Annotated in this window: 7 protein-coding genes (1 of these 7 cut by a window edge); 3 read left to right on the top strand and 4 right to left on the bottom strand. The window is 72.3% G+C overall.

The genetic code is table 11. The features are described from left to right. Both add and ABEA87_RS19975 read left to right on the top strand, forming a co-directional pair. On the top strand, positions 1 to 4,606 hold the 3' end of the coding sequence (add, locus tag ABEA87_RS19970) for an adenosine deaminase (protein WP_345631593.1). Its footprint begins 49,922 nt before the window's first position; 4,606 of the gene's 54,528 nt are visible here — the last part of the coding sequence; its start codon lies off the left edge, out of view; it ends in the stop codon at positions 4,604 to 4,606. A gap of 116 nt (positions 4,607 to 4,722) precedes the next feature. Further along, complete coding sequence (locus tag ABEA87_RS19975) at positions 4,723 to 6,057, top strand: S8 family serine peptidase (protein WP_345631595.1); 1,335 nt, start codon at positions 4,723 to 4,725, stop codon at positions 6,055 to 6,057. A 92-nt stretch (positions 6,058 to 6,149) separates the two neighbouring features. On the opposite strand, the gene ABEA87_RS19980 is transcribed toward ABEA87_RS19975, so the two are convergent. The 4 genes from ABEA87_RS19980 to eccD all read right to left on the bottom strand — a co-directional run bounded on the left by ABEA87_RS19980 (position 6,150) and on the right by eccD (position 9,782). Beyond that, positions 6,150 to 6,446: a WXG100 family type VII secretion target gene (locus ABEA87_RS19980; RefSeq protein ID WP_345631597.1), complete on the bottom strand. Its 297-nt coding sequence runs from the start codon at positions 6,444 to 6,446 to the stop codon at positions 6,150 to 6,152. 1 nt (position 6,447) lies between these two features. Continuing rightward, a complete protein-coding gene (locus ABEA87_RS19985; protein ID WP_345631599.1) occupies positions 6,448 to 6,804 on the bottom strand; it encodes a WXG100 family type VII secretion target in 357 nt (118 codons plus the stop codon). A gap of 145 nt (positions 6,805 to 6,949) precedes the next feature. Further along, positions 6,950 to 8,371, bottom strand: coding sequence for a type VII secretion protein EccB (eccB, locus tag ABEA87_RS19990; protein WP_345631601.1), 1,422 nt, complete (start codon positions 8,369 to 8,371; stop codon positions 6,950 to 6,952). A gap of 7 nt (positions 8,372 to 8,378) precedes the next feature. Further along, the gene (gene eccD, locus ABEA87_RS19995; protein WP_345631603.1) at positions 8,379 to 9,782 is read right to left on the bottom strand and encodes a type VII secretion integral membrane protein EccD; all 1,404 of its coding nucleotides are present in this window, start codon (positions 9,780 to 9,782) and stop codon (positions 8,379 to 8,381) included. A 194-nt stretch (positions 9,783 to 9,976) separates the two neighbouring features. Between eccD and eccCa the strand changes: the two genes are divergently transcribed. Beyond that, positions 9,977 to 13,939 (top strand): type VII secretion protein EccCa, encoded by a 3,963-nt coding sequence (gene eccCa / locus ABEA87_RS20000; protein WP_345631605.1) that lies wholly within the window; start codon positions 9,977 to 9,979, stop codon positions 13,937 to 13,939. Positions 13,940 to 13,970: the final 31 nt, after the last annotated feature.

Consider the following 13,970-nt stretch of genomic DNA (forward strand, 5'->3'; position numbering starts at 1 on the left):
CAGCCACGAGCTCGAGCTGGTGGAGACCGGCGAGTACCGGCACCGGGCGATGTCGATCGCGCTGCTGCTCGCGATCGACGCCGGGTACGGCGGCAGCCTGCGAGAGTTCATGGACGGACACACCTCGGCCGTCGAACCCAACTGGCTGGTCGCGTTCGACGCGGCCCGGCACCCGGAGGCGCCCGATGCCGTCTCGCCCTCGGCGCACGCGCTGGTCCGCTTCGATCTGCCGCGGGCGTTCGCGCACCTGTACGAGCGGTACCACGCGCACACGGGTAAGGACCTGGAGGAGTTCAGGGCCGACTTCCTGCGCATCGGGTCGGCCTACGAGCGGCTCTGGGCCGACGCGCGTGCGGCGCACGGGCCCGCCGGGGAGCCCGAGCGGTCCGGCGAGATCGAGCGCGCGTGGGACCGCGCGACGGACATCGTGTCCCTGCATCGGGACGGGATCACGGATCCGGCGGCGTTTGCGCGGCGAGTCGCCGAACGCGCGCGGCTGAGGCACTCGTCGTCGGCCGACCCGCTCACCGTCGCCGGCCGGGCCATCTCCGAGTACGACTGGTCCCGGCTCGACGACGACCCCGGGGGCGACGCATCCGGTGAATCACCTCCGGACGGCGATCCATCCGGCGGCGACCCGGCAGGCGGTGCCCCGGCAGGCGGTGACTCGGCGGGCGGCGATGCGGGCGCTGGGATGCGGCCCCGCCGGGTCGGGGCCCGACACGACCCCGAGGTCCGGCTGCCGGAGGGGATCGAGCCCGGAGACGTTGCGCCGTACCTCGACCTGTACCGCGAGGTGTGGGACAACAACGAGGAACTGGCGGAGATCGCGCGTGCGCTGCGGGGCGACGGCAAGTTCTGGTTCGCCCACGCGTACCAGTTGGTCAGCGTTCGGCACATCGACAGGCTGTTGCAGCGGATGTTCGACGACCCCGTCACGATGATGCGGCTGTTCGACGAGGTGTACCGCACGTTTCACGAGAACCTTCTGTCGTGGGCGGAGGGGCGGCACGAGGACGTCGACCCCAACTGGCGGCCCGCGCTGCGGATGGCCGAGCGGATGGGCCGCCAACTGGATTCGCACCAGACCGCCCGCGCACTGGTGGACGCCCTGCTGCCCTCGCTGCAGGCACAGTTGCGGTTCGACCTGCCTCGGGCGTTGTTGCGGGTGTACCAGCGGTACCACGCGGAGACCGGGCAGAGCATCGAGGATTTCCTCGGCAGGCATCTGGACGACTTCGGTCGGATGCAATTGGCCTATGACTACGCCTTCGCGCGTGTCTTCGACATCGCACACGAGTCGCTCGAGGAGCCGGCGGAGATGGTCTCGTTGGCCGCCGAGCTCCACCGCTCGCGGCGACGGGCGGCGGACCTGGATTCGCTGCGCCGGGAGGGCGTCACCGAGCCGGTGGAGCTGGAGCAGCGGCTCGACGGGGACCGGCATCCGTCACTCAACGGCTTCGCCGTGGGCACGGATCGGGTCAGCGGTTACGACTGGTTCACGCCGGAGGACGACCGCGCGCCCCGGAACGCTCTCGTCCGTCGCCTACGCGACGTCGTCCTTCCCCACGTCGAGGTTCCGACGGCCGCCGATCTGAACAGTGCGATGGCCGATGCCGAGGTCGTCTTCCTCGCCTTCGATGGCGTTGTGTGCGACCTGCCCGATCGCTGCCTGACGGGCGGCGACGTCGGCGACCAGCTCGATCACGTCCTGCGTCTGTCGGGCCCGCTGCCCGAGGAGGTCTCGGAGCCGACCTCACGCCCCGGAACTCTCAGCCGGCTCGGCGCCGACACCGGTTCGCCGTGGGCGGAGGGTCTCGAATCGATTCGGGATGCGGTGGAGGCGGTCTACTCCGCGGCCGAGGCGCGGGCCATGCGATTCGCGGAGTCCCGGCCGGGGGCCGACGATTTCATCAGGGCCGCCACGGCGGCAGGCACCAGGATCGTGGTTGTCACCGATACCTCGACCGAGGCGACGAGGGATTGGCTCGTGGATCGTGGTCTGGGCAGCCACATCAGTGACCTCATCGGGCGCGCGCATGGCCGGCTGAACCAGGGGGCGAACCCAGAGTTCTACGACTCGGCCATGAGCCGGCTCGGGGTGACTCCGGACGAGTGCCTGGTGATCGGACGCACTTCTGCGGACATCCTGAGGGCGTGGCGCGCCGGGATACCGGCCGTCGGTCTCGCGGAAAGGCCGGAGGAGGCCCTCCGCTTCCGCCAGATCGGCGCGGATCTGACCGTGACCGGCCTGGATGAGCTGCCGGTTCCCGACCGTGGACCGCGCGATTCCTCCCAGACCCGAGGCATCGAGTCCAATCCCGGCGACGTCGGGCACGATGGCGAGCCGGCTCCGCTGGACCCCGACGCCGAGGGCCGCCTTGCCGAACTCCTCGACGCGGTACGCCGTCCGGACCTGCCAGCGAGCGAGCGTGGCCGCGCGAAGGCGGAGGCGTACGCGATCGCGGAGCGCCATGGCCTGATCGGGGATGGCCCGGTGAAGTCCCGGCGGCGCGAGTTGCTCCCCGAGCCGGTGCGCGGCTTCGCCGAGCGGCCGGCGCTCACCGGGGAGGATCTGGCCCGGGTCGGGCGCATCCGGGCCCGGGCGGAGTTCGACCGCTCCGGTGGCCGGATCGAAGAGTCCGTACGGCGGGCGTCGCGCCTCGACGACCTGTACCGGGAGGGCATCGAGCCGCACGAGATCGCCGCGGCGGCCGACTCCCGGGACCTGCGGCGCGTTTTCGACCTGAATCCGGCCGAGGGCGCCAGGCTCGAGGCACTGCTGCACGAGCCGGCGGTCATGGAGGCGCTCGGGGACAGCTGGGGTGGGCCGGGCCACCATCCGACCATCCTCGCCGAGTCGCTGCTCGAGCGGCTCGGCAGGCACCCCGACCTCGTTACGATGCTGCACGACGTCCCGGAGCTGCGGCGGCCCCTACTGGGCGACCCGGTGTCGCTCGACCGCCTGGCGACGCACCAGCGGGCGCTGGACGTGTTGGGCGAGGCGGTGGAGCAGGCCCAGCGCGGCGACCGTGCCGAGGCCCCTGCCGGGCGCGGCGTTCCGGCCGAGATCTCTTCCTCGCAGCGCGAACTCAGCCGGTCTATGCGACGGCAAGGACAGCGCGCCCGGCAGCCCGACTTCGACGCGCGGCGCAAGGACGACGCGGCCTACCGCGGTGCGTACCTCGACAAGCTCTATGCCGACGCGTATGGCCGGGACGGGGCCGAGGAGTTGCTGATCAGGTTCTCGGAGCACCTAGCCGCCGAGAGCGGCGGCGAGGTGGCCACCGAGCGCAAGGACCGCCGGCGCGCCGAGGACGAGATCGAAAACCTGTTCGACAACGACGCCGCGCGGCTGGTCGATCTCGTGACCGTGAGGATCGGTTACGACAACCCCACCGACCTGTACCGCGCCCTGGAGCGGATCAAGGAGTTGACGGCGCTGAACGTCGTGGGGTTCGACGACGGATTTCTGGATCCGCGACCCGACGGCGACCGCGACCTCCGGCTGAACGTGCAGTTCGGCGGGCACGTCAGCGAGCTGCGCCTGCAGCTGCGCTCGGCGGACTGGGAGAATTCGCTGCGCGCGGTCCGTCAGGCCCTGTGGGGCGGCGATGCCTCAGACATCGGACGGGCCATCGGCGATGCCCTGCTCGGCCGTGAGCGGCGAGGGTTCCCATCGGCGCCGCACCCGGGCCGCGATGACCCGTCGTTCGCGGGCGCGAGCCCCGATCGTCGAGGCTCGTCGTTGCGCGACTTCGACTTCATGGACGACGCGACCCGGCAGGGGCTGTCCGACCGCTACGGCGTGGAGTGGGTGAACCATATTCCGGAACTGATGGATCGCATGCTCTCCAGGCGCGACTGGAGCCCCCGGCAACGGCTGACCGGCGGCCTCACCTCCACGGTGGTGACCGTGAACGTATCCGGCGCCAACCGGGTTCTCAAACTCGCGCCGGACGTGGTCCGCAGCCGTCGGGAGCGGGCGGCGCTCGAGGCGATGCATCGCGCGGGCGTGGGGCCGAGGGTCCTCGACTACTGGGAGGAGGACAGCGTCGCCGGCCCATCGGCCGTGATGCTGCTGGAGCTTCTCGGCGACGGCGCCTCGCTGCGGCAGCGCCACCAGCCGGCGATCCCCGCTCCGATGTTCGCCGACGCGCTGCGCCGCCTCGCAGGGTGCGGCCGGCAGCCGCTCGACGTGCCGCTCGAATCGCTCGGTGTACCGCTCGGTCGGCGGCTCGACCAACCACGCGGCGGCGGGCTGCACGGCTCGGCGGCGCCCTCGCCGGAGGAGGTCGCCGACGCCAAGGCGCTGCTGCGCGACCTGGTGGACAGCGCCGGGGACACCTGGACGCACAGCACCCTGCACCCCGGCAACCTGGTCCTGTTCGATGACCGGATCTACGCCATCGATCCCCGACCGTCCACCGGCGACCCCGCCTACGACATGGCCGAGCTGTCGTTGAAATGGGGTAGCGAGCGGCTGGGGCGCGGCCACAACTTCGCCGACGGCTGGGCATTCTGGCGGGAGCTGCGTTCGCGCCTCGACGCGGACGAGGCCCGCGTCGAGGCGTGGATGCGGGTGATCCTGGTATCCGGCGCCTAAGCGGTTCTATGATCGCGCGGGCAGCGCCCCGCTCGGCGGTGAGGGCGGCGGCCCGGCCGGCATCGGGGCGGGGGAGACTGACCCCACGATTTGTCGACCTGGTGAGGGAGAGCGTGGTGCGTCGCGACGGCGGGAGGCGGGCCGGAGCCCGTGCGGTGGGTGGCGCCCTACTCGCGATCGGCTGCGCGGCATCCGTGCTCGTGGCCGGGGTGCTGGTGGCGGCACCGGCCACACCCGCCGCGGCGGCGGACGACAACTGCGTCGCGGCCGGGCAGTCGCTCACGCCCGCGCTGTGGGCACAGCAGCTGCTCGCCCCGGAGCGGGCCTGGTCGTTCACCAAGGGGAGCGGTCAGAAGGTAGCGGTCCTCGACTCCGGTGTGGACGCCGACCAGCCGCAGCTGCGCGGCCACGTGAGCAACGGGTACGACGCGGTCAGGAACAGCGGCTCGGCCGACACCGACTGCGCCGGCACCGGTACCCAGGTGGCCGGCGCCATCGCGGCACAGCAGGCCGGCTCGTCCGGCATCTACGGCGTGGCCCCCGGGGTGACCATCGTTCCGGTACGCGTGACCGGCGAGCCCGGCGACGACTCCACCACGCCGGTCTCGGCCACCGTGCTGGCGCGCGGCATCAACTGGGCGGTCGACCAGCACGTGGACGTGCTGGACATCTCGGTGGCCATCTCGACCGACAGCGCCTCGGTGCGGGACGCGATCGCGGGCGCGGTATCGGCCGGCATCACGGTCGTCGCGGCGGTCGGCGACCTGGGCGACTCCAACGGCGGCAACCCGACCCCGTACCCGGCAAACTACCCCGGCGTCATCGGCGTGGGTGCCATCGCGCAGGACGGCACGTGGTGGCCGAGTTCGGGGCACGGCGGCTACGTTGACCTGGTCGCGCCGGGCGCCGGCGTGCCGGCCCTGCAACGCGACCAGGGCCTGGTGAACGTGCAGGGCAGCACCGCGCTCGCGGCCGGTTTCGTCAGCGGAGCGGCCGCGCTGACCCGGGCCCGCTGGACCGACCTGAGCACCGCACAGCTCACCGGGCGGCTGCTGGGCACCGCTACTCCGGCTGCCGGCGGGCAGGACGGCCCCGAGTACGGCAGCGGCATCGTCAACCCGTACGGCGCTGTCACCGACGACCTGGTGGACCGGGCGCCGGTGCCGATGTCGGCGTTCGCCCCGCACGGGCCGAGCGCCCAGGAGTTGGCCCGGCGGGCGACTCTGAACCACAGCCGGCGGCTGGCCATCCTGTTGACCGCCGTGGGGATCGGCCTGCTCGTGGTCGTGGCCGTGGCTGCGGTCGGGGTGCCCCGGGCCCGGCGCCGCGCCTGGCGCCCGGCCCTCGCCGCGTCGCCGCCCGCCCGCGAGGAGCCGGACGAGCCGGCGCCGCCGGCCCTGCTGTTCGGGGAGCTGTCGCCCGCCGCCACCCCGCCCGGCCACCCACACTGACCCGCCCCCGGCTGGCAACGCCGAGAGTAAACGGGGCGGGCATGGGGCCCTGAGACTCCATGCCCGCCCTGAGAAAGACCGACTCGACGCGGTCAGATGCTGAACTGGGCTCCCGCGGCCTTGTCCGCCGCCGCCATGTTCTCCCGCACGTCGCCGACCGTCTTGCTCAGCGTCCGCAGGGTTGCGGCCATGTCGTCGGCCTCGGCCCGCCACTTGTTCCGGTAGGTCGTGAACTCGTCCTTCGCGGCGCCCGTCCAGTTGAGGGCCTTGAAAGCCGCGTCCACGTCGTCGAGGTGCTGATCCATCTGCCTGATGAACGCGTCGATGGCGCCGCCGACCGTCTCGATGTGGGCGAAGTTGTAGACAATGCCGTCACCGGAAGTTGTCATCTCAGTTCCCCCGTAGAGCCTGGGCGGCGCTGAAGGCGCCGGATTGCTGCTGCACCTTCATGATTTCGGCGCGGGCACCGGCGTCGGTCGCGTCGAACACCCTCCCGGTCTGGTTCACCTTGTCGGCCATGTAGTTCAGCGCCTTGAGCATCCCTTGCAGGTCCTGCTCGAGATGGCTGACGACATCCTGGAAGCCGCTGCCGGCGGCTCCCACGAAGCCGGGCGCCGCCAGTTGGACCTCGTCCAGCAGCCGGGACAGGTTGAGCGCGATGCCCTCACCGGCCCCGGTCGCGGAGTCCGCCGCCTTCTGCATCAGGACCGGGTCGCCCTGTGTGACGCCACCATTTGGGCTCGTCACGTCGCTTCACCCACTTCCTCATCGTCCACCGCCGGGGTGGATTCGCTTGCCGCCGGCCCGGCGAAGGTTGGTGCCGGGCGAAACTCCGATGTTGATCGTCAACCGAGGCTATCAACGCGCCGCACACCTCACCATGAGGCGTCGGTCATGAGCCGCCGGTGCTTGCGCCGGACACCGGGGTCTTGGCCGCCGCCGGGTCGAGGGCCGGGCCGGCCGGGATGAGCCGGACCAGGTCATCCGGCATGGCGACCGCGGCCGACGGCTGGTATCCCAACGCCTTCAGCACGTCATCCGAGGCGATCGCGTACCGGATGCCCAGGTCGGTGACCAGGTAGTAGCCGCCCGCGGCGGTGGTGGCCGACGCCATCACCCGGACCACCTCGGCGCGCCCGGCCGGCACGACCACCCGGTCGGCGAGCACCGCGCCGTTCGAGGCGCCGGACCCGGTGGGGGTGCCGGTGCCGGCCACCGGCAGCTTCCCGCCGATCGACACGGCGGGCGGCTGCTTCGCGCCGGTGAACGCGGCGCAGAGCGGGTCGGTCGGGTCGGTCAACTGGGCCAGCGCCGGCGGCCGCTCGGGCGGCGCGGCGGCACCGCTCGCGGGCTGAAGTTGGGTGCTTTGCGGCAGCCTGGTCGAGTCGCTGACGCTGATCTGCTGCGGCTGCTGCCCGCTCTGTCCGGCCGCCACGATGTCCTTCTGCAGCTCGGTGATGGGCGCCAGGCCGTCGCTCAAGACCAGCCAGTAATCGACGCCTCCGTTACCGACCTGGGTGACCAGCAGGTCGCCGATGCGGTGCCCGTCGACGGCCGGCGACGGCGATCCGTTGCCCGAGATGGTGATGGGGCCGATGTCGGCGCCCCGGGGCAGCCCGTTGAGCCACGCGGTTCCGCCCGGGATCGGGCTGACGATGCCGAACAGTGCCGGCACCACCTGCTTGTCGATCTGATACCGGGTGCCGTGCCAGATCAGGTACGTGGTGTTGGTCTCCGGGTCGCTGACCAGCAGGCTCTTGTCGCCCAGCGGCTGGGCGCCGGCCGGCGCCACGGACAGCGCGAGCGTCGTGGTGGTGGCGTCGCCGGTGGCGGCGGTCGCCGCGGTGCACAACGTCCACGGCGCGCCGGCGGTGTTCGAGGCGCCGGGCAGCGACGCCGGCGCGTTCGGGATGCCCAGCATCACGCCCCGGGGCACCCCGACCAGGGACGACGACGACTCCTGGAACACCGACGGGGTGCCGCTCGAGGTGGCGCCCACGGTGTCCAGCAGCGCGGAGGCGTAGTTGAGCATCGGGTGGAGCTGGCCGCCGCTGTACACGTAGGTGGCGCCGGTCTCCTTCTCCACCACTATCGCGCCGTCGGTCTTCCAGGTGTCGCTGCCCATCTTGGTGAGCAGCCCGTACACGCCGAACGCGGCGCCAACCATGACCGCGATCATCAGCCCGGCGAAGACCGCCCCGATGCCCCGGCGCAGCGGCGACTGCGCGGGGTCGGTCTCCCGCATCACGAACGCGGAGATGACCCGCTGGGTCAGGAACTGGTAGGACTGCAGCTGGTCCCGACGCGACGCCATGTCTACCTCAGCCGATCGACGCGAACAGTCCCTGGATGGTGTGGTACAGGCCGGTGATCGCACAGGCCAGCGGTACCAGCGCCATGATGGCCAGCACGTCCACGATGTCGGCCATCCGCCCCACGCGCGGCGACGGGGAGCGCTTGCTGTAGACCATCCCGGCCGCCAGCACCAGGCCGGCCACCAGTGCGACGACGAACAGCAACAACAGCCGCACCCCGATGTTCGGCGAGCGCAGCGTCATCCCGAACACCGTCAGCGCCAGCAGTACTATCCCGCTTACCATCAGCGGGATGCGCTGGGTAGGGGTGGGAAACAGCCGGCCGCGCAGCAGCAGGGCGGCGGCCGCGACGACGATGAGCACGTAGTCCGTGGCGGAGCCGTCCAGGACCAGCACGACCGCGCAGCACACGCCGATCACCGCCGCGCCCAGCAGCATGCCGGACAGCAGCTCGGTGGCCCGCGCCACGGCGGCGAACACCCCCTCGCGCGGGGGCATCGGCCGGTCTTCGAGGATGTCTTCCGGCCGGTCGGGCAGGACCGGTACGGGCAGCTTGCCCAACGAGCCGGCGATCAGCGGGTAGCCGGGCAGCAGCCCCAGCGCGACGGTGAGGGTGATCGCGGCGGCACCGGCCGGTGACGTACCGGCGAAGCACAACAGCGCGGCGAGCATCCCGGCCAGGCCGGCACCGATCCCGGCCACGAACACGCGCAGCGTCGCGGCCACCCCGGCGTACCCGATGACGCCGAAGACGGTGAGCGCGGCCGAGCCGAGCAGCAGCTGCGGTGCGCCGAGGCGGTCCAGCGCGGTACCGGCCGGCGCGGTCAGCAGCAGCCCGCCGGCGAACGCGTAGGGCAGGGCGCAGCCGGCCAGCACGGCGCCGGCGGAGGCGTCGGACGCCGCCCGGGACAGCACGATCCCGATCAGGGCGGCGATGGCGGCCACGGCCAGGGCGCAGCCGGCCGGCAGCGGCCAGGGCGGCCCGGACAGCAGCACGTCGGACAGGCCGAGCACGAACACGACACTGGCCACGGCCAGGCCGCACCGGCGGGTGGCAGCGCCGCCCCAGGACCGTCCGGACCGTCTCGCGCCCCCGGCGATGACCTCGACGATGTCGTCGTAGGCCAGCTCCGGCCAGTCCATCCGCCGGGGCACCAGGTTCAGCAGCTCGCCGTCGCGGACCCCCTGCACCGACAGGCTGCGCGCCGGGTCGAGCTCGGCGCCGGTGGCCCGGCGCAGGGTCCAGCCGCCGTGCCGCTCGCCGTCGTCGGGCAGTTCGTCGCCGGCGTGCCGCAGCAGGTGCGGAAGCAGCTCGGCGACGAGCGCGTTCTCGGGTAACGCGACATCGATCCGGCGTTTGGGCGTCGCCACGGTAACCCGGGCAAGACCGACGCCAACCGGGGCCGTCACGCTGCTCACACCTCCCGGGCAGTTCAAGGCACGGCACACAAACCGGCCCGATCCGGGGGCCAACCTAGCATGCGATCACCAGCGCGCCGGTTCGCGTGCGCGTCGACCGGGCGCTCGCGCGTCCGGGCGCTCGCGCGTCCGGGCCCCGTGATCGCTTAGTTTAGGATGGCGCGGGTTCTGGAAGGAGACGGCGCGTGGGACTGGTAGTCGTCAGGCGGCCACCGCGCCGACTCGCACCGGCGATCCCGTCCGGGGAGGTGGTCCTCGACCCGCCCCCGGAGATTCCAAACGCCGCCGGCAAGGGCTGGGGCCGGATGCTCACCATCATGCCCATGGCCGCCGGCGCGGCCGCGATGGGGCTGATGATGGGGGTGCAGCGAGGCGGCGCCCTGTCGTATGTGGCCGGCGGCATGTACGGCGTCTCCACTCTCGGGATGATCGCCGCTCAGGTGGCCGGCCAGGTGGGTGGCCAGAGCAAGCGTGACATGATCGACGCGCGCCGGCAGTACATGCGCCGGCTCAGCCAGCTGCGCGCGCAGGTCCGCGCCACCATCCGGCAGCAGCGCGAGGCCGTGTACTACCGGCATCCGGATCCGAGCGCGCTGTGGTCGACCACGGCCAGCGGCCGGCTGTGGGAGCGCCGGCGGGCCGACCCGGACTTCGGGGTGGTGCGCATCGGCCTCGGGCCGCAGGAGATCGCCACGCCGCTGGTGCCGCCGCAGACTCGCCCGGTCGACGAGCTCGAACCGCTGTGCGCGGTGGCGCTGCGCAAGTTCGTATCCACCTACTCGGTCGTGCCGGACCTGCCGGTGGCCATCGCGCTGCGCGACTTCTCGCACGTGTACCTGCGCGGGTCGGACGACACGGTACGCGGCCTGGTGCGCTCGGTGATCGCCCAGCTGACCACCTTCCACGCCCCGGACGACCTGCTGGTGGTGCTCTGCGTGTCGGACGCGCGGCGCGCGCAGTGGGAGTGGGCGAAGTGGCTGCCGCACGCGCTGCACCCCACCAAGACCGACGCGGTCGGGTCGGTGCGGCTGCTCGCCCCGGCCATCACCGCGCTGGAGGCGATGCTGGATGACGTGCTGGCCAACCGGCCGCGATTCAACCCGTCGGCGCGCGCGACCTCGGGCGGGCCGCACGTGGTGGTGCTCATCGACGGGGGCGCGACGGTCGGCTCCGACCATCTGATGACCGATGGCGGGGTCGAGGGCGTCACGCTCATCGACCTGTCCAATTCGCCGCCCCGGCTGCTGGACGAGTCGGCGGTGGTGCTGGACATCGCCGAGGACGGCACCATCACCGGTACCACGATGGACGGCGCGACCGAGGTCGGGAAGGCCGACGGGCTGGCCAACAACGGGGCCGAGGCGCTGGTACGCGAGCTGGCCCCGCTGCGGCTGTCGGCGACCTCGGTCAGCGACCAGTCGTCGGCCATCACCGATCTGGGCCTGTCCCAGCTGCTGGAGCTCGGCGACCCGTACGAGTTCGACGTGGCCAAGGGCTGGACCAGCCGGCCGAACCGGGACCGGCTCCGGATACCCATCGGGGTCAGCCTGGACGGTCGCCCGATCGAGCTGGACCTCAAGGAGTCGGCGCAGGAGGGTATGGGCCCGCACGGGCTGCTCGTTGGCGCGACCGGCTCCGGCAAGAGTGAGCTGCTGCGCACCCTGGTGCTGGCGCTCGCGGCGACCCACGACTCGGAGATCCTCAACTTCGTCCTGGTCGACTTCAAGGGTGGCGCCACGTTCACCAAGCTGGACCGGCTGCCGCACACCAGCGCGGTGATCACCAACCTGGAAGAGGAACTGTCGCTGGTCGACCGCATGCTCGGCGCGATCCAGGGCGAGCTGATGCGCCGCCAGGAGCTGCTGCGGCACGCCGGCAACTACGCGTCGCAGCGCGACTACGAGCGCGCCCGGGCGGCTGGGGTGCCGCTGGCCCCCCTGCCCAGCCTGCTCATCATCGTCGACGAGTTCAGCGAGCTGTTGACCGCCCGCCCCGACTTCATCGAGATGTTCGTGCAGATCGGCCGGGTCGGCCGGTCGCTGGGCGTGCACCTGCTGCTCGCCTCGCAGCGGCTGGAGGAGGGCCGGCTGCGCGGCCTGGAGACGCACCTGTCGTACCGGATCGGCCTGCGTACCTTCTCGTCCATGGACAGCCGGGCGGTGCTCGGCGTACCCGACGCGTACGAGCTGCCCCGCTCGCCGGGTAACGGGTACATCAAGGCCGGCACCGAGGGGTTGATCCGGTTCCGGGCCGCGTACGTCTCCGGCGTGTACCACGGCGAGGGCCAGCGCACCAAGCTCTCCGGGCAGCCCGCCGACGTGGTGCGGCCCTACACCACGCACTACGTGGCGGCCCCGGTGACCCAGGAGCCCGAACAGGCTCCGGCCGAGGTGGAGACCGTCGGCGGGGACACCCTGCTGGACGTGCTGGTCGGCCGGATGGAGGGGCGCGGCACGCCGGCCCACCAGGTGTGGCTGCCGCCGCTGTCCGACCCGGCCACGCTGGACCAGCTGCTGCCCGCCCTCGCGCACACCGCTCAGCGCGGGTTGACCGCGAATGAGGCGTCCGTGCTGGGCGCCGTGCACGGCCTGGTCGGCGTCATCGACAAGCCGTTCGAGCAGCGCCGCGACCCGATGTGGCTGGACCTGTCCGGCGGCGCGGGCAACCTGGCGGTGATCGGCGGGCCGCAGAGCGGCAAGAGCACGTTCCTGCGCACTCTCATCGTGAGCCTGGCGCTGACACACACCCCGGTCGAGGCCCAGTTCTACTGCCTGGACTTCGGCGGTGGCGCGCTGACGACCCTGCGGGACCTGCCGCACGTGGGCAGCGTGGCCACCCGGCGCGACATCAACCGGGTACGCCGCACGGTCGCCGAGCTGTACGCGCTGGTGCAGGAGCGGGAGCAGCTGTTCGCCTCGGCCGGCATCGACAGCATCGCGACGTACCGCCGGGCCAAGCGAGCGGGCCAGCTGCCCAACGACCCGTTCGGCGACGTTTTCCTGGTGGTCGACGGCTGGGCGACGCTGCGCGGCGACTTCGAGGACCTGGAACCGGTGGTGGCCGAACTGGCCAGCCGCGGCCTCGGCTTCGGTGTGCACGTGGTGGCCAGCGGGAACCGCTGGATGGACATCCGGCCGGCGCAGCGTGACTCGTTCGGCACGAAGGTCGAGCTGCGGCTCGGCGATCCGAGCGACTCGGTCATCAGCCGCCGGTCCGCGGTCAACGTGCCCGAGCGCTCGCCGGGGCACGGCCTCACGCCGGACGGGCTGCACTTCCTGACCGCCCTGCCGCGCATCGACGGGGCGCAGCGCACCGAGGACCTGGCCGACGCCGTGGCCGAGCTGGTGAAGCTGGCGGCCAGCGACTGGACGGCCTCGCCGGCGCCCCGGGTGCGCCTGCTGCCCGATGAGCTGCCCTACTCGGCGCTGCCGGCGCCGGGGCCGACCTCCGGTGGCCGGTTGCCGATCGGTGTGGCCGAGGCGGACCTGCAGCCGGTGTACCTGGACTTCGGCGCGGAGCCGCACGCCCTGCTGTTCGGCGACATCGAGTCCGGCAAGAGCTCGTTCCTGCGCAGCCTCGCCCGCAGCGTCACCGAGAGCTACCAGCCCAGCCAGGCCCGCGTGATGCTGATCGACTACCGGCGCAGCCTGCTCGGCTGCGTCACCACCGACCACCTCATCGGGTACGGCAGCTCCGTGCAGGTCACCAACGACCTGATCCAGCAGGTGGTCGAGGTGATGAAGGAGCGCCTGCCGGGCCCGGACGTCACCCCGGAGCAGCTGCGCAACCGCAGCTGGTGGAAGGGGCCCGAGCTGTACCTGCTGGTCGACGACTACGACCTGGTGGCCGGCGGGGCGGGCAATCCGCTCTCGCCGCTGCTGGACTACCTTGCCCAGGCCCGGGACATCGGCCTGCACGTGGTCATCACCCGGCGCATCGGCGGCGCGAGCCGGGCCATGTTCGACCCGGTCATCGCGCGCATCCGCGAGCTGGCCTCGCCGGGCATCATGATGTCCGGGCCGAGGGATGAGGGTGCGCTGTTCGGCAACATCAAGCCGCAGCTGCTGCCGCCGGGCCGGGCCTGGCTGATCACCCGTCGGGAGGGCTCCAGGCTGGTGCAGCTGGCGTGGTCGCCGCCGGCGCAGTGACGGGCGCGGTCCGGGCGTCGCGGCCGCGATG

This window comes from Rugosimonospora acidiphila, assembly GCF_039543385.1.
Lineage (GTDB): Bacteria > Actinomycetota > Actinomycetes > Mycobacteriales > Micromonosporaceae > Rugosimonospora > Rugosimonospora acidiphila.